This is a genomic window from Alcaligenes aquatilis (genome assembly GCF_003076515.1).
GTDB classification, from domain to species: Bacteria; Pseudomonadota; Gammaproteobacteria; order Burkholderiales; family Burkholderiaceae_B; genus Alcaligenes; species Alcaligenes aquatilis.
Window position 1 is genome coordinate 3069528 of record NZ_CP022390.1, and the last position, 16309, is coordinate 3085836.

General features: G+C 56.3%; 13 protein-coding genes. 8 read left to right on the plus strand and 5 right to left on the minus strand.

Going from position 1 to position 16309, the window contains the following annotated elements:
- Positions 1-51: 51 nt before the first annotated feature.
- A complete protein-coding gene (locus CA948_RS14070; protein WP_094198125.1) occupies positions 52-2499 on the minus strand; it encodes a penicillin-binding protein 1A in 2448 nt (815 codons plus the stop codon).
- 119 nt (positions 2500-2618) lie between these two features.
- On the opposite strand from CA948_RS14070, the gene CA948_RS14075 reads away from it, so the two are divergent.
- The 3 genes from CA948_RS14075 to CA948_RS14085 are packed head-to-tail and all read left to right on the plus strand — an operon-like array spanning position 2619 to position 5443.
- Positions 2619-3224, plus strand: coding sequence for a shikimate kinase (locus CA948_RS14075; protein ID WP_094198124.1), 606 nt, complete (start codon positions 2619-2621; stop codon positions 3222-3224).
- On the plus strand, positions 3225-4313 hold the full coding sequence (gene aroB, locus CA948_RS14080) for a 3-dehydroquinate synthase (protein ID WP_094198123.1): 1089 nt from the start codon (positions 3225-3227) through the stop codon (positions 4311-4313). It abuts the gene before it with no gap.
- A gap of 5 nt (positions 4314-4318) precedes the next feature.
- Positions 4319-5443, plus strand: a complete 1125-nt coding sequence (locus tag CA948_RS14085) for a deoxyguanosinetriphosphate triphosphohydrolase (protein WP_094198122.1) — start codon at positions 4319-4321, stop codon at positions 5441-5443.
- 8 nt (positions 5444-5451) lie between these two features.
- On the opposite strand, the gene uvrA is transcribed toward CA948_RS14085, so the two are convergent.
- Entirely contained in the window at positions 5452-8415 is a 2964-nt protein-coding gene (gene uvrA, locus CA948_RS14090) for an excinuclease ABC subunit UvrA (RefSeq protein ID WP_094198121.1), read from the minus strand.
- Between the two features lie 111 nt (positions 8416-8526).
- On the opposite strand from uvrA, the gene CA948_RS14095 reads away from it, so the two are divergent.
- Positions 8527-9738: an MFS transporter gene (locus CA948_RS14095; RefSeq protein ID WP_094198120.1), complete on the plus strand. Its 1212-nt coding sequence runs from the start codon at positions 8527-8529 to the stop codon at positions 9736-9738.
- A gap of 260 nt (positions 9739-9998) precedes the next feature.
- Positions 9999-10529 (plus strand): single-stranded DNA-binding protein, encoded by a 531-nt coding sequence (gene ssb / locus CA948_RS14100; protein WP_108728333.1) that lies wholly within the window; start codon positions 9999-10001, stop codon positions 10527-10529.
- 127 nt (positions 10530-10656) lie between these two features.
- Here the strand turns inward: ssb and CA948_RS14105 are convergent, their stop codons facing one another.
- Together CA948_RS14105 and CA948_RS14110 are read right to left on the minus strand one after the other, a co-directional pair.
- A complete protein-coding gene (locus tag CA948_RS14105) occupies positions 10657-11883 on the minus strand; it encodes an MFS transporter (RefSeq protein WP_203226722.1) in 1227 nt (408 codons plus the stop codon).
- A complete protein-coding gene (locus CA948_RS14110; RefSeq protein WP_108728335.1) occupies positions 11867-12400 on the minus strand; it encodes a Chromate resistance protein ChrB in 534 nt (177 codons plus the stop codon). Before CA948_RS14110 ends, CA948_RS14105 begins: the two co-directional genes overlap by 17 nt.
- Before the next feature lie 555 nt (positions 12401-12955).
- Between CA948_RS14110 and CA948_RS14115 the strand changes: the two genes are divergently transcribed.
- The 3 genes from CA948_RS14115 (at position 12956) to CA948_RS14125 (ending at position 15578) form a co-directional block, all read left to right on the plus strand.
- Positions 12956-13504, plus strand: a complete 549-nt coding sequence (locus CA948_RS14115; RefSeq protein WP_094198116.1) for a ferritin-like domain-containing protein — start codon at positions 12956-12958, stop codon at positions 13502-13504.
- Positions 13505-13687: 183 nt separating this feature from the next.
- A complete protein-coding gene (locus CA948_RS14120; RefSeq protein ID WP_108728336.1) occupies positions 13688-14923 on the plus strand; it encodes a multidrug effflux MFS transporter in 1236 nt (411 codons plus the stop codon).
- Between the two features lie 64 nt (positions 14924-14987).
- Positions 14988-15578: a TetR/AcrR family transcriptional regulator gene (locus CA948_RS14125; protein ID WP_094198114.1), complete on the plus strand. Its 591-nt coding sequence runs from the start codon at positions 14988-14990 to the stop codon at positions 15576-15578.
- On the opposite strand, the gene CA948_RS14130 is transcribed toward CA948_RS14125, so the two are convergent.
- Positions 15579-16286, minus strand: a complete 708-nt coding sequence (locus CA948_RS14130; RefSeq protein ID WP_108728337.1) for a GntR family transcriptional regulator — start codon at positions 16284-16286, stop codon at positions 15579-15581.
- Positions 16287-16309: the final 23 nt, after the last annotated feature.

The following is a 16309-nucleotide window of genomic DNA, read 5'->3' on the forward strand; positions in this document are numbered from 1 at the left end:
GAAGGGCAAAGCATAAAAAACGCCGGCGGTGCCGGCGTTTGGGTACTGGATCTAGAAGGGGACGAAGGGTTGCGTTTCAGCGCCCGAGGAGCCGGAGTCAGAGTCCAGTTGCCGCAGCAGGTCGCCAATCCCATCGTTTTGATCCCCACCGCCTTGTTGCAGGAAGTCGTCACCCGGAGCGGGTAGACCAACACGGGCAATGGCTTGTCCGGGCGGGAATTCGTCAAAGTAGAAATCCCCGTTGATGCGCGACAGGCCAGACGGCATAGGACCGGGAGGTACGATGGGCTTGTCTTTGAGTGCAGTGCGCATGTAGTTGATCCAGATAGGCATGGAGGCACCACCGCCGGTTTCACCTGAGCCCAGGCTGCGTGGCCTGTCAAAGCCCATCCAGGCAATACCGACCAGATCTGGCGTGTAACCAGCAAACCAAGCGTCCTGAGAGTCGTTGGTGGTGCCTGTTTTGCCACCAATGTCTGTGCGCTTCAATGTGCGCGAGGCGCGGGCGCCAGTACCGGAGGTCGCCACACCGCGCAACAAGTCGTTCATGACGTAAGCAGTGCGGGCATCAATGGCGCGTGCAGCGGCATCACCCGCCACAACGGGCTTGGCACGCATGATGACTTTATTGGTGCTGTCGGTGACGTAGTCGATCAGGTAGGGTTCGGTACGGTAACCGCCATTGGCAAAGACCGCGTAGGCGCCGGCCATTTGCAGGGGAGTCACGCTACCGGCACCCAGAGCCAGCGGCAGAACGGCAGGCTGACGGGCTTTGTCGAAACCAAAGCGAGTCACATAATCTTGCACGTACTTGGGGCCGACGGCCTGCATGATACGGATAGATACCATGTTTCTGGATTTGTACAAACCTTGACGCATGGTCAGCATGGGTTCGTACCTGCGCCCGTAGTTCTTGGGCGTCCATGGCTTGGAGCCGGTCTGGGCGGCGGTCAGAACAAAGGGTTCGTCCGAAATCTGGGTAGCAGGGGTTAAACCGCGCTCCAGTGAAGACGCGTAGATAAAGGGTTTGAAGGCGGAGCCGGGCTGACGCCAGGCTTGGGTGACGCGGTTGAACTTCCCATCTGAGAAGTGAAAGCCGCCGACCATGGCTTGGATAGCGCCGTCTTGCGGGCGTACCGATACAAAAGCAGCTTGCACCGCAGGCATATTCAGTACTTCCCAGTAATCGTCATTGCGGAATAGATAAACCACGGAGCCGCGCTGGATGCGTACGTCTGCTTTGGCATTTTTTACCAGGCCGCGAGCCACGATCTTCAAGGCGCGCTTGTCGTTGACATCAATAATTTGTTGGGCGGTACGGGCAACACGAATCTGGTTGGGGCTGGCGTCCAGCACCACGCCGGTCAGCAGGTCGCCCGTATCGGGGTACTTGTCCTGCAGGTCGTCCAGAATGGCATCTAACTGAGCGTGGTCGTTTTCAATATCAGCGGGCAGATCCACTTGGCCTTGAGGGCCGGTGTAAGGAGCTCGACGGGTGTAATCCAGAATACCGTTGCGCACAGCCAGGTAGGCAGCTTCCTGGTCGGTGGACTGGATCGTGGTGTAGATATTGAAACCGCGCGAGTACACATTGTCCTGGTAGACGCCGTACAGTAGCTGGCGTGCCAGCTCAGCCGCGTATTCACCGTGGATGGCATAGCCACCGGCGGGCGTGCCCAGGGCCGATTTCACAACGATTTCCTGTGCCAGGGCGTCTTGGTACTCTTGCTCGGTGATGTAGCCCAGCGAGCGCATGCGGCCCAGTACATAGGCTTGACGAGTTTTGGCGCGTTCGAAGTTGGCAATGGGGTTAAAGCGCGAGGGCGCTTTTGGAATGCCGGCCAGCATGGCGGCTTCTGCCGTTGTGATCTCGCCCAACTGCTTGCCCAGATAGGTTCGCGACGCTGCGGCAAAACCATAAGCACGGTGACCCAGATAAATCTGGTTCATGTACAGATCCAGAATCTGGTCTTTGGACAGTGTTGCTTCAATCTTGAAGGTCAGCAGCAGTTCGTAGAATTTGCGGGTATAGGTCTTTTCTGATGACAGGTAGAAGTTACGTGCTACCTGCATGGTGATCGTGCTGGCCCCTTGTGTCTTGGACATGTGGGTCATATTGGCCAGGGCGGCGCGACCTACCCCCATCCAGTCAATTCCACCGTGCTGGTAGAAACGGTCGTCTTCGGCCGCCAGAATGGCCGATTTCATGACATCGGGGATTTCGTCAAAACGCAGCACATTGCGGCGTTCTTCACCAAATTCGCCGATCAGCACCTTGTCCGCCGTGTAAATACGCAGTGGCACCCGTGGGCGATAGTCGATCATGGCGCTTAGATCGGGAAGGTTGGGCCAGGCTAAGGCCAGCGCCAGCGATCCGAGCAGGGCGGCACACAGACCAAGCCCCACAAAAAAGACCGAGGTCTTGATGATGAGGCGGGCAAGCCAGGAACCGGAGCTTTGCTCGGGTTTAGAATTGGGGGAGCGGGAAGAAGAACTCATTAGGGCTGATTTTAAAGTCCAAACGCAGCAGGACTGGGCCTCAAATCAAGTATCAATGTAACAAAATAATACTAAGCGAGCGGACTGTGCTTAGGGAAGGCTAATGGGATAATACACAAATGAACCACTCTTTACCCGCCGAGCTGATGCCTGTAGAACATCCTGATCCTTTATCAGACGCCGAGCTGCTCCATTTACAACAAACTGGCCCACGTCCCATTATTTTAGTGGGCATGATGGGAGCCGGTAAAACAACCATTGGCCGCCAATTGGCGCGGGAGCTCAAACGCGAGTTTATGGACCTTGACCACGAGCTGGAAGCCCGGAGCGGCGTGCGAGTGTCCACTATCTTTGAGTTCGAAGGCGAGCAAGGGTTCCGCAAACGTGAATCAGCGGTGCTCGATATTTGTTCGCGCCAGAGCGGTATCGTGTTGGCAACGGGAGGCGGGGCCATTTTGTCCGAGGCCAATCGCCAGATCATTAAAGATCGCGGTATCGTAGTGTACTTGTGTGCCACTGTAGACGAGCTGTACCGTCGCGTGGCCCGAGACCGTAACCGACCGCTGTTGCAAACAGCGGACCCACGCGCCCGCATCCAGGAACTGTTGCAAGCGCGCGAACCCCTCTATGAAGAAGTGGCGGATATCCGCTTTGAAACTGGCTCGGCGCCGGTTCATCATGCGGTGCGCCATTTATTGTCCCAGTTGAAAGAACGAGGTTGCTAAATGTCTGTAGTGCATGTTGACGCCCAGGGTGGCGCTTATCCCATCCAGATCGCCGCCGGGCGTCTGGCGCAGCTTGCAGGCACGGTGCCAGCCGATACGTCTGCCATTGCGATCGTCACTAATCCTACGGTGGCAGCCTTGTATCTGGCACCGGTCAAACAAGCCCTGGCCGCAACGGGCAAGCCCGTTCATGTGATCGAACTGCCCGATGGCGAGGCCTACAAGAACTGGGAATCTCTGAACCTGATTTTTGACGCGCTGCTGGGTGCTCATCTGGATCGCAAGGCCCTGATCGTGGCCTTGGGTGGTGGCGTTATTGGCGATATGGCCGGTTTTGCGGCAGCTTGCTTCATGCGCGGTGTGCGCTTTGTACAGGTCCCCACGACGTTGCTGGCGCAGGTGGATTCCTCGGTCGGTGGCAAGACAGCCATTAACCATCCGCTAGGCAAGAATATGGTGGGTGCGTTCTACCAGCCTATCGCCGTGGAAGTGGATACGGACGTACTCAAGACCTTGCCTGCTCGCGAAATTTCCGCTGGTCTGGCTGAAGTCGTCAAGTACGGCATGATTTACGATCTGGATTTCTTCAACTGGTGTGAGGAGCAGATCGCCCCCATGCGCCGTCTGGAGCAGGAGCAGATTGTTCATGCGATCCGCCGCTCTTGCGAGGTGAAAGCCGAGGTGGTTTCACAGGACGAACGCGAGTCGGGTCTGCGTGCTATTTTGAATTTTGGTCACACTTTTGGCCACGCGATTGAGTCCGGTATGGGCTACGGCCAGTGGTTGCATGGCGAAGCCGTGGGTTGCGGCATGATTATGGCTGCTGAGCTGTCCGCTCTGGTGTGTGGTTTGCCGGCTCAGGATGTCGCTCGTATCAAAGCCCTGGTGCAAGCTAGCGGATGCCCGATCACGCCACCACAATGGCCTGCAGACCGCTGGCTGGAGTTGATGCAGGTGGACAAGAAAAATGAAGGCGGCCAACTGCGCTTTGTGCTGCTGGATAAATTAGGCCATGCCAAGGTGCAGGCGGTCGCGCCGGATGTAGTGCGCCAGGCATTGGCCCGCTTTACAACGGTGGAACAGGAGTAAAACCGATGCAAATGCTTGCCGCTTATGCCTGTCGCCCTGAACAGTCCCGCGGCCGGCGTTACGCAGAGGCAGCGCCCCAAGGCCGCAACGCCTTTCAGCGGGACCGCGACCGGATTATTCACTGCAATGCGTTTCGTTTGCTGGAATACAAAACACAGGTTTTTATTAACCACGAAGGTGATTTATTCCGAACACGATTGACGCATAGTTTGGAAGTGGCCCAACTGGCGCGGGCCATTGCCCGCAATCTGGGTTTGCATGAAGACCTTATCGAAGCCATCTCCCTGGCCCATGATCTCGGTCACACTCCGTTTGGCCATGCTGGCCAGGACACGCTTAATAGCTGTATGCAGGAGTTGCGTCCCGAGGCCGGGGGCTTTGAGCATAATCTGCAAAGTCTGCGAATCGTGGACGAGCTGGAAGAGCGTTATGCCGCCTTCAATGGTTTGAACCTGTGTTTTGAAACCCGCGAGGGGATCTTGAAGCACTGTTCCCTAAAGCATGCGCGTGAATTGGGCGAAGTCGGCCAGCGCTTTATTGATCGCAGCCAACCGTCTTTGGAAGCGCAAATGGCCAATCTGGCCGATGAAATTGCTTACAACAATCACGATATTGATGACGGTCTGCGCTCTGGCTTGATTCGCTTGGAACAATTGCTGGAACTACGCCTGTTCCGTGCGCATTACGAGCATGTGCAGGCTCAGTATCCGGGCTTGAGTGGCCAGCGGCTGGTCGCTGAAATTATCCGTGGCATGATCAACACCCTGGTGGTGGATTTAACGGAAACCACGCGCGCCAAGCTGGAAGAACACCGTCCCGATAGTGCAGATGCAATCCGGAACCTTCCGCGCCTGGCCGGTTTTTCGCCCGAGCTGCGCGCCCAGGCCGATGAGCTTAAACGTTTTTTGCACGCCAATCTGTACCGTCATTACAAAGTGGTGCGCATGATGAACAAGGCGCAACACATCGTGCGTGACCTGTTTCAGGCGTTTGTGGATGATCCGCGTCTATTAGCAGCCGAACATAGGCGCGAAGATCCGATTGCACAGGCTCGTGCTGTGGCTGACTACATCGCTGGCATGACGGACCGTCATGCCATTCGTGAGCACGACGCTATTTTCAAGATGTAGGTTTTGCTTTAACGCTGCAGCAAAGGCTTCAAGTAACGCCCGGTATGGCTTTGCTCGCAAGCAGCAACAGTCTCCGGGGGGCCTTGCACCACAATTTGCCCACCGCCATGGCCGCCTTCTGGCCCCATGTCCACAATCCAGTCTGCGGTCTTGATCACATCCAGATTGTGTTCAATCACGACCACGCTATTGCCGGACTCAACCAGCTTGTCCAAAACTGCCAGCAAGACAGCAATGTCCTGAAAGTGCAGGCCAGTTGTGGGTTCGTCCAGCACATACAAGGTCTGGCCGGTGCTGCGTTTGGACAGTTCCAGTGACAGTTTCACCCGCTGCGCTTCACCACCAGACAGGGTGGTCGCGCTTTGACCCAGGCGGATGTAGGACAGACCCACATCGATCAAGGTGGTCAGTTTGCGTGCAACCGCAGGGACTGCATCAAAGTATTCCAGTGCCTGCTCAACCGTCAGGTCCAGCACTTCGCTGATATTGCGGCCCCGGTAGCGAATATCCAGCGTCTCGCGGTTGTAGCGACGGCCCTGGCACACATCACAAGGTACATAAACGTCAGGCAGAAAATGCATCTCTACCTTGACTACGCCATCGCCCTGGCAGGCCTCGCAGCGGCCGCCTTTGACGTTAAAGGAGAAGCGGCCTGGGTCGTAGCCACGCAACCGTGCCTCGGGCACGCTGGCGAACAGTTCACGAATGGCGGTGAACATGCCTGTGTACGTGGCCGGGTTACTGCGCGGGGTGCGACCAATTGGGCTTTGGTCGACGTTGATGATTTTGTCGAAGTGCTCCAGCCCTTCCATGCGCTCGTAGGGCGCGGGTTCGGCATGGGCACGGTGCAGCAAATGTGAGAAGGCGGTTGCCAGTGTGTCGTTGATCAGTGTGGACTTGCCCGAACCGGACACGCCTGTAATACAGACCAGTCGTCCGGCCGGAATTGCCAAATCAACGGACTTCAGGTTATTGCCGCTGGCACCGTACAGGCGCAGCCAGTTCAGGCTGTCGTCAACGGGACGTCGTTTGGGAACGGCAATCTGGCGCTTGCCGGACAGGTACTGGCCGGTTAGAGACTTGGCGTTCTGGGCCAGCTCTGCGGGTGTGCCTTGGGCGGTGATTTGCCCGCCATGTTCGCCCGCGCCGGGGCCCATGTCGATGACATAGTCGGCGGTGCGTATCATGTCCTCGTCGTGCTCGACCACGATCACGCTATTACCCAGGTCCCGCAGGTGCTGCAGGGTCTGGATCAGCTTGTCGTTATCGCGCTGGTGCAGGCCAATGGAAGGCTCGTCCAGCACATACATTACGCCGGTCAGACCGGAGCCGATCTGGCTGGCCAGACGAATACGCTGCGCCTCGCCACCGGAAATGGTGTCGGCGCTGCGGTCCAGAGACAGATAGTTCAGACCCACATTGTTCAGAAATTCCAGCCGCAGGCGGATTTCACGCACGATGCGGTCGGCAATCTCTTTTTTCGCGCCTGTTAACGACAGACGCTCGAACCAGGCCAGGCAGTCAGACAAGGCCAGGGCTTCGACTTCATAAATGGCCAGACCCTTGGCTTGTCCTTGAGTTGTAGAGTTGGTTTGTACGCACTGTACGGCATTGTCAGACAGCGTGTCGACAATGATGGCTGCTGGGTTGGCAGACACGGTGCCTGCATGATGCTGGCACCCCGCATGGCTGGGAATGGGATCATCCCCAATACGGACGTGACGCGCTTCCAGACGCAGACGTGCGCCATGGCAGGCCGGGCATGTCTGGGTGCGACGCAGCTTGTTTAGCTCCTCGCGTACGGCGCTGGAATCGGTTTCCGCCCAGCGACGTTGCAGATTTGGAATGACCCCTTCAAATGGGTGCGTTTTTACTGTGGTGCGTCCTTTCTCATTCAAATAGAGAAAGGGGATTTCTTCCGCGCCAGAGCCATACAGCACGGTGCGGCGCAGTTCTTCGGGCAGGGACTCGAAGGGGGCCTCGATATCAAAGTGATAATGGGCCGCCAGACTGGTCAGCAAGGTATAGGTAAAGGCATTGCGTCGATCCCAGCCTGCAATGGCACCGCCTGCCAGACTCAGTTCTGGAAAGGCCACTACCCGTTCAGGGTCAAATACATCCACTTGTCCCAGGCCGCTACAGTCTGGGCAGGCACCTGCCGGGTTATTGAAGCTGAACAGGCGCGGCTCCAGCTCGGGCAGGGAGTAGTCACAGACCGGGCAGGCGTAGTGGCTGGAATAGGGTTGCTCCAAACCGGTATCCAGATTGACCACCAGACAGCGGCCATTGCTGGTGGACAAAGCCGTCTCCAGGCTCTCGGCCAGACGCTGCTGGCTATCCGGTTTGATACGTAGCCGGTCTATGACCAGATCCAGATCATGGGCCTGCTCGGCATTGAGCGCGGGCAGGTCTTCAATGCTGGAGATCTCGCCATCGACGCGCACCCGTACAAAGCCCTGGGCTTGCAGACCGCGCAGCTCCCGCTGCAGATCGCCCACCAGGGCGCGGTACATGGGAGCCAGGACGGCAATGCGGGATTCAGGCTCCCATTGCAGAATCTGGTCTACCATCTGGCTCACGCTATGGGCCTGCAAGGCCAAGTGGTGTTCCGGGCAGTAAGGAGTTCCGACGCGCGCGTACAATAGGCGCAAATAATCGTGGATTTCGGTAGTGGTTCCCACGGTGGAGCGCGGGTTATGACCTGCTGCCTTTTGCTCGATGGCAATGGCAGGCGACAAACCTTCGATCAAGTCCACATCTGGCTTGTCCATCAGTTGCAAAAACTGACGTGCATAAGCGGACAGGCTTTCCACATAGCGCCGCTGGCCTTCGGCATATAAGGTGTCGAAGGCAAGAGACGACTTCCCAGAACCGGACAGCCCTGTCAGCACGACCAATTGGTGGCGTGGCAGGTCTACGGAGACGTTTTTCAGGTTGTGGGTACGGGCACCACGAATGCGGATGGCTTCCATCGCTTTATTTAGGCTTGTCAAAAGGCAACTTGCTACTATAGCGCGTTGCGTCAGAATTTATGTGAACGGGTATCCGGGCTCTCTGCTAGCCCAGTTGTGACAGAGTATTAAATGAGTACACACCAAACCATGAATACGGCCGGATCGCGCCCAGAGCGCTTGAGTCTGACTCAGCAAGAGCGCAAGGCCAGCATCTTGCTGGCTTTGCTGTTTGCCTGTCGAATGCTGGGTCTGTTTTTACTGACTCCGGTTTTTGCGGTTGCTGCCCATTCCCTGCCCGGCGGTAACGATGCCGCGCGAGTCGGTCTTGCATTGGGTGCCTATGGTCTGACCCAGGCTGTTTTGCAGATTCCCTTGGGGATGGCATCAGACCGTTTTGGGCGTAGGCCGATTATTGTCATCGGCATGGCCTTGTTCGTGGTCGGCGGGGTGATCTCGGCGCTGGCACAGAATATTGACTGGGTGACGGTAGGTCGCTGTATTCAAGGTCTGGGGGCGGTGTCGGCAGCCATTTCCGCCTGGGTAGCCGACTCCACTCGCCCCGAAGTACGTACACGCGCCATGGCCATGGTAGGCGGGTCTATTGGCCTGTCCTTTGCCGTCTCGCTGGTGCTCTCGCCGGTGTTGGTAGGGCAATTTGGCCTGTCGGGACTGTTCTGGGCCATCAGCTTGCTGGGCTTTGTCTGTTTGTTGATTGCTGCTTTTGTGGTGCCCAGTGCGCCTAAAGCGCCAGCCTCGATTGTGCAGGTCACGGCCGGACAGGTTCTGCGTCACCTGGACTTATTGCGACTGAACTTTGGCGTGTTCTGTCTGCACTTTATCCTGATGTCCCTGTTCATTGTGGTGCCGGGCATTCTGGCTACCTTGGGCGGCTATAGCACTCAGGATTTGTGGAAGGTGTACTTGCCCGTTATCTTGGTGTCTTTTGTGCTGATGGTGCCTGCGGTGTTCTGGACAGAGACCCGCAAACGTCACAAACACGCGTTGGAACTGGCCGTTTTGCTGTTGATTGTGGTGCTGGCCGTCATGCCTTGGGCGCGTGACTCGCTGGTTCCCATGGTGGCAGCGCTGACTTTTTTCTTTATTGGCTTTAACGTGCTGGAAGCTTTGCAGCCTTCGTTGGTGTCGCGCGTCGCGCCGCCAGAATATAAAGGTTTGGCGCTGGGTTTTTACAACACCTCCCAGTCCCTGGGCGTGTTTGCCGGAGGCCTGATCGGGGGCGTGCTGGCTGGGCGAGGGCTCACCCAATGGGTGTTATGGACCGGCGCTGCGTTGGCTGTGCTGTGGTTGCTGACCGCGCGTGGTTTCAAAGATAAATATTAGAAGGTATTGCCTGTTACGCTTGTGCAAAGACGTGGCAGGCAGCAGCAAGTAAAGTGGCCGGATTGGCCTCAAGAATCAAGAGCTGGGCGTAACAGGTGACTTTGCCGGGTGCTTAGCCATATACGCCGTTCAAGGTGCCGTAACGGGATCGTTTGCGTGGACAAAACGGCCCTTCCTGGAGTGGGGAGGGAGTGTTAATTAAGGCACGAATCCACGATAATACGGCTTGATATAGAATTTTTGACTACAGGATTTTTTTCATGGCATCGGTAAATAAAGTCATTCTGGTGGGCAATCTTGGCCGCGACCCAGAAGTACGCTACAGCGCAGAAGGCTCGGCCATCTGCAATATTTCCATTGCCACGACTTCGCAGTGGAAAGACCGTACCTCCGGCGAGCGCCGCGAGGAAACCGAATGGCACCGTGTGGTGTTCTATAACCGTCTGGCTGAAATCGCGGGCGAATACCTGCGCAAAGGCCGCCCCGTCTACGTAGAAGGTCGTTTGCGCACCCGTAAATGGACGGGCCAGGACGGTCAGGAGCGTTTCACCACGGAAATTATCGCCGAGCAAATGCAAATGCTCGGTGGCCGCGACGGTGGTGGTGAGATGGGTGGTGGCAGTATGGGCGGTGGTGAATACGGTGGTGGCGGTGGTGGTGCGCCGGCACCGCAACGTGCTCAGCGTCCAGCGCCTCAACAACAACAGCAGCAGCAACAACAACAGGCTCCACGTAATACCGCTCCTATGTCGGACAATCTGGCCGATATGGATGACGATATTCCGTTCTAAAACCTACTAAGCCAAAGTTCAAAGGCCCTTGCCAGTACCGTGCTGGCAGGGGCTTTTTTGTGGGGTTTCGACACAAGCACATTGGCTGCCAATAATGGCCTGTCGCTTGAGGGGCTCAGGCCGTGGCTTAGAACGCTCCTTGGGTTGAGTGTCGTAGGGTGAGCAAACCTACCCCAGTCAAAATCGCAAAAAGTGCGCCAGCGGCAAAGGTGCCTTGGAAGCCAATGGTGTCCCAGAGCACACCGGCAATAACACTGGCCAGCAGCAAGGCGATGCCGGTTAGCAGATGGAACAGGCCAAAGGCGGTGCCACGCAGTTCGGCGGGGGCGCTGTCGGCAATCAGGACGCTGAACAGGCCTTGGGTAAAGCCCATATGCAGGCCCCACAAAGCAACGCCCAGACCCAAACCCAGCAAGCCGGGGACAAAGGCCAGGAGCAGGTCGGCTGCAATCAGCAGGGTCACTCCGATCAGGAGCAGGTCGGTTTTACGCATGCGATCCGACAGCACACCTGCAGGGTAGGCAGACAGGGAAAAGGCCACTCCCATGACAACCAGGACGGCTGGAGCCCACATGGGTGGTAAGCCGCTGGCCTCTGCGCGCAAGAGAAGGAAGGCTTCGCTGAAACGGGCCAATGTAAAGGCCAGACCAATGGCGACAATCGACCAATAGCGGGAACCCAAACGGCTCAGGTCTTCCCGGTTCAGGGGTAGTTTGCGGGGGCGGGTGTTGGCGGGTAAGGTGGGCTCGCGCACAAAGAGCACCAGAACGGCGATCGAAGCAAAGGCAGGCAGCACGGCAACCCAGAAGATCAACTGGTAATTATTGGCTGTCCACCACATCAGCCCGATGGCCAGCAGGGGGCCGACAAAGGCGCCAACGGTATCGAGCGTTTGCCGCAAACCGTAGGCCGCCCCACGCGATTCGGGGCCAGTGACATCGGCGATCAGGGCGTCACGGGGGGCACCGCGTATGCCTTTGCCGATGCGGTCTACAAAGCGGGCGCCGACCAGCCAGTCCAGTGAGTTTGCCAGGGGAAAAATGGGTTTGGTCAGGGCTGCCAGCCCATAGCCAATGACGGCCAGCAGTTTACGCTTTCCAAAACGGTCGCTGACCGCGCCGGAAAACACTTTCATGATGGAGGCGGTGGCCTCGGCAATGCCTTCGATAACGCCTACTGCCAGTACCGAGGTACCCAGGACGGTAACCATGTAAATGGGCAGCAGAGCGTGGATCAGTTCTGAGGAAATGTCCATGAACATGGATACAAAGCCCAATGCCCAGACGCTGCGGTGAATGCTGGCCCTGGAAGGGGCGGCGGCCGGTGTCGGTGCAGGATCAGCAGTTTTCTTCATGAGCGTCATAGACCATCTGGGCATACGCATCCAGCCGTGCCTGACACGCTTGCAGACGCTCTTGGGCAAGCGGTGCCAGGGGGGCGCCATAAAAATCCAGCTTCCGGATTTTCTCGTACCAGTTTTCCAGTTTCTTAAGGTCAGTTTCTTCTTCGTCCAGTTCGGCATAGGTGAATTTCTGAATCGAAATTTCCTTGTCGATCTCGGCCTCGAAGTCTTTGCACCCTCCCAGCAGCTCCTGATACTGATCGTTGCGCTCGTCCGTGAAACGGGCGATGACCTTGTTTTCCTGGGCCTTGTCCAGTGCAATGGTTTCCAGCAAGACGCATTCGCCTTGCATGGTGGCGATGTCGTTTTCCAGCACCTTTAGGCGGCGTACATGCTCGTCGGTTTTGGGCAGCACGCACACCCCGTTTTGCAGATACACCGCGCCCAGGCTTTTCAAACGTCGCCACAGTGCCAGGCGTTTGGCACTAGGCTCAGAGGGGACTTTATAGGTCAGAAGTAGCCATCTCATTGATGTCATAACAATCAAAAAGTAGTAACGACCGTTTCATATTAATCGATGTTGTCGTTTTTTATGAAAGGAGGCGATAAATAAAAAACATATCAATACTGGCTTGAGACAGGCCGTTGATAGCGTCGAACCTGTATCCAAGTGTTTGAGCTTGTATCTCTGCTTGAGAAGGGCGATAGCCGTTTTTATTGGGGAAAACCAGTAGCAAATTTCGTGCTTAGCCCGCATGGATGGTGATTTTGAGCGGCTTTCATACGGCCTGATTTTCAGTTTTTTATTGCTCAAAGACCTGGCTTCCTGCAACTGGAGGCGGCTGTTTTGCGCTTTCCAAGCCAAGGGGCAATCGCTACCATGAAAGGCACCTATTCACTTTGTTCAGTTTCTTGCGCGACCGGTTTGGATCACCAGCAGCGTGCAGACTTCAAGCCCAGGTTTAGGTAAAGCGCTTGTCCTTAGGGCAAGCACTTGTTGGTTATGGAGTCCGTGTGTTCGTTTCCGGTTGTTGCACGATACAGTGCCGCGCTTTTGCGGTGGGAATCAATACGGAGGAATGCAATGAGTAAGCACAAAGCTGATAAACCCAGCCAAGGTCCTATCGATGTTGCCGCTATCCGCGCAGCTGCCAAGAAGTTTGTGGACGATGGTGCGGTGGCATCCGGCTACAAGGGCAATCGTGAAGAGATCATCCAAATGCTCAATGAGGCTCTGGCCACTGAGCTGGTCTGTGTGATGCGCTACAAGCGCCACTACTTTACTGCCACCGGTTTGAACAACGAGCCTATCAAAGCCGAGTTTCTGGAGCATGCCCAGCAAGAGGCCGAGCATGCCGACCGCATTGCCGAACGTATTGTGCAGTTGAACGGCGAGCCGGATTTCAATCCCAAAAACCTGGCCCAACGCAGCCATGCGGAATATGACGATAGCGGCGACATCAAATCCATGATCCGCGCCAACCTGATTGCCGAGCGTATTGCCATCGAGTCCTATCGCCAAATGATTGAACGCATTGGTGACACCGACCCGACCACTCGCCAGATGCTGGTCGAGATCATGGCCGTGGAAGAAGAGCACGCTGATGACATGGGTGATTTGCTGGACATTTAAGTTTTAGCTGCTCAGGCGCTCAGGAACCCCGGTATTTACCGGGGTTTTTTTTCGCCCACATCCTGAAAAAGAGTACAGTAACGACTTTCCTACCTATCGGTAGGTAGTTTGGATTGAAATTGCTATGGACAGGGGTGTCAGTGTGTTTGGGTTTTTGTTTTTCCGTGCGACAGAGAGTGCAACATGAGTGATTTGTCACGTACCAGGAGCCTGGCTTGGTCCTTGATCTTGTTGCTGGCCATGTTGACGGCATTGGATGCGATGGCAATCGATATGTATTTGCCGGGTATGCCTGCCATTGCGCAGGAGCTGGGAGTTTCCCCGGGCCGGATTCAGCAAACGCTGTCTATCTTTCTGGCGGGCCTGGCTTTGGGGCAAGGTATTTATGGCCCTTTGCTGGACCGTTTCGGGCGCCGAGTTCCCTTGCTGCTGGGCGTTGTCATCTTTGTGATTGGTTCGATTCTTGGTGCTTTGGCCACATCGGTTGAGGCTTTGCTCCTTGCGCGTTTTATTCAGGCCTTGGGTGCGGCAGCAGGGCTCGTCACACCGCGCGCGATTGTGGCGGATTTGTGCGATATGAAAGAGTCGGCACGCATCTTTTCGTTATTGATGCAGGTGATGATGATCGCACCGATTGTGGCTCCTATTTGGGGCGCGTATTTATTGCGCCATGCAGATTGGCGGGCCATTTTTTGGATGTTGGCTTTTTTAGGGACGATGGGTTTGTTGTGGGGGCTCAAGACCATCCCGGACTCCTTGCCCGTGACGCAGCGTGTTCCTTTGAATCCCGGTCATATTGTTCGCGCCTATGGACGCGAGCTGGGCAATAAGCCATTCATGGCGTATACCGGTTCCGGTGGTTTTGCACTGGCTGCCTTATTTGTTTATATCAGTGGCTCGGCTTTTGTGTTCACGCAGCATTTTGCTTTGTCGCCCGCTGTGTTCAGTTATGTGTTTGCCGGTAATTCGGTGGCGTTGGTCCTGGGTGGGGTCGTCAGCAATTACGTGTTGAAGGCTGGGATGCCTACTTCTCGGGTGCTGGCCTTAGGGCTGATTGTCCATACGGCTTCGGCCTGGCTCTTGTATGTGACGGTGCAGGCAGACGTGGCGGGCCTGATCCTGTATGCCGCCTTGATCGCCATGTCGGTCGGCTCTTTAGGAATGGTTTTTGGTAACGTGACGGCCTTGACCATGAGCGTGGCTGGCCCTCAGGCCGGTACCGCTGCGGCCTTGATGGGTATGTTCCATTATCTGATTTCGGCGGTGGTGGGCTACATCGTCAGTCTGGCGGTGCCTGGGCCGCACGTTGTGCCTTTGGCGATTGGTGGCTGCGGTCTGCTGTCGATTCTGTTGTATGTTCTGGCCGGCCGTTGCCGCACGGTAACGAGATCGGTCGGGGAGCTGGGCACTGTAAAATAAGCGTTTGCGGCGGGCCGTGACGGTGGCCTTGATGATGAGTCTTTGACTGAGAGCGTGTTGGACTGTGAGCAAAACCACGACTGAAAAACTGCAGGATGCCGCGTTGGCGCGCTTTGCTGTTCAGGGCTTTGATGCCACCACCATGAACGAGATTGCCGCGGATGTGGGCATTAAAAAGCCCTCTGTCTATGCCCATTTTCGCAACAAGGATGAGCTGTTTCTGAGCCTGATTCCAAAGATTGTGGATGATGAGCTGAACCATGCACGTCAGGTTCTGCAAGGGGGCGATGAGATCAAGCAGCAGTTGCGGGCCTATCTGGAAGGGATACAGGAGCGCTTTGAGCAATCGCATCAAGTACGTTTTTGGATTCGTACCTTATTTGCCCCGCCTGTGCATTTGTACGATGTGGTGATGGAACCCATGCACGTGTTCATGGAGGACCTGGAAAGCATCATCCATCAGGCCCTGGAGCTGTCTGCCCTGGCCAAGTCCGAGACGGGTTTACGTGTGGATACCTTGGCCATGACTTACATGGCCTTGATCGACAGCCTGCAAAGCGAGTTGTTGTTTGGTGGCGCACACAAGTACCAACGGCGCCTGGCATCGGTTTGGATGGTCTTTGAGACCGCGTTAAGAGCGGGCCGCTCTGCTTGATCAGGTTTTCTCGCCGTTTTGGGCATCCTGATAGGCCTTGGCCGCATTGTGTACGTGCTGGGTCGCCAGCAGGTTGGCCAGATCGCTGTTACCGGCCACAACCGCGTTCAGGATTTGGGCGTGATCTTCCCAGTTCTGGCGGATGCGCTGCAGATTGCTGGGGGCAAAGAGCAGCGCGGTGCGATCACGTAAGGAGCGCATCAGCTCGGTCAGTACGATATTGCCCGACATGGTGGCCAGGGTTTCATGAAATTGCCGGTTCAGGGATTTGAGCAATTCCAGATTGCCGGCATCCATGGCTTCATGGCCCTGACTCAGAATGGTTTGCAGTTTTTCAATATTGACCGGGTCCTGGCGTTGAGCGGCCAACTTGGCATTAAGCCCCTCAAGCGTGGCGCGCACTTCAGCCATGTTATAGGCAATCTCGGCCGACAATATGGCTACGGAGGCCCCCCGTCGTGGTTCGATAGTGACCAGGCCTTCGGAGGCCAGCTCGCGCAGGGCTTCCCGTACAGGAATACGCGAGACCCCCAGCTCGCTCGCCAGTTTGCCCTCCACCAGGCGGTCGCCAGGATGGAATTCACCGCTCAGAATACGTTCACGCAATTGGTCGCGTATTACCGCAAACAATGAGGCATGCTGATCACCCAAGCGGCGGTTATCCGCATCGACAAGGGAGTTGGGAAGGTTGAAACTGGGGATATTCATGGTACGACCTGTGCAATCGGGCA

Coding starts and splice junctions, on each gene's coding strand:
- CA948_RS14070 (WP_094198125.1), bottom strand. CDS start 2,499: ATGAGTTCTTCTTCCCGCTCCCCCAATTCTAAACCCGAGCAAAGCTCC.
- CA948_RS14075 (WP_094198124.1), top strand. CDS start 2,619: ATGAACCACTCTTTACCCGCCGAGCTGATGCCTGTAGAACATCCTGAT.
- aroB (WP_094198123.1), top strand. CDS start 3,225: ATGTCTGTAGTGCATGTTGACGCCCAGGGTGGCGCTTATCCCATCCAG.
- CA948_RS14085 (WP_094198122.1), top strand. CDS start 4,319: ATGCAAATGCTTGCCGCTTATGCCTGTCGCCCTGAACAGTCCCGCGGC.
- uvrA (WP_094198121.1), bottom strand. CDS start 8,415: ATGGAAGCCATCCGCATTCGTGGTGCCCGTACCCACAACCTGAAAAAC.
- CA948_RS14095 (WP_094198120.1), top strand. CDS start 8,527: ATGAGTACACACCAAACCATGAATACGGCCGGATCGCGCCCAGAGCGC.
- ssb (WP_108728333.1), top strand. CDS start 9,999: ATGGCATCGGTAAATAAAGTCATTCTGGTGGGCAATCTTGGCCGCGAC.
- CA948_RS14105 (WP_203226722.1), bottom strand. CDS start 11,883: ATGAAGAAAACTGCTGATCCTGCACCGACACCGGCCGCCGCCCCTTCC.
- CA948_RS14110 (WP_108728335.1), bottom strand. CDS start 12,400: ATGAGATGGCTACTTCTGACCTATAAAGTCCCCTCTGAGCCTAGTGCC.
- CA948_RS14115 (WP_094198116.1), top strand. CDS start 12,956: ATGAGTAAGCACAAAGCTGATAAACCCAGCCAAGGTCCTATCGATGTT.
- CA948_RS14120 (WP_108728336.1), top strand. CDS start 13,688: ATGAGTGATTTGTCACGTACCAGGAGCCTGGCTTGGTCCTTGATCTTG.
- CA948_RS14130 (WP_108728337.1), bottom strand. CDS start 16,286: ATGAATATCCCCAGTTTCAACCTTCCCAACTCCCTTGTCGATGCGGAT.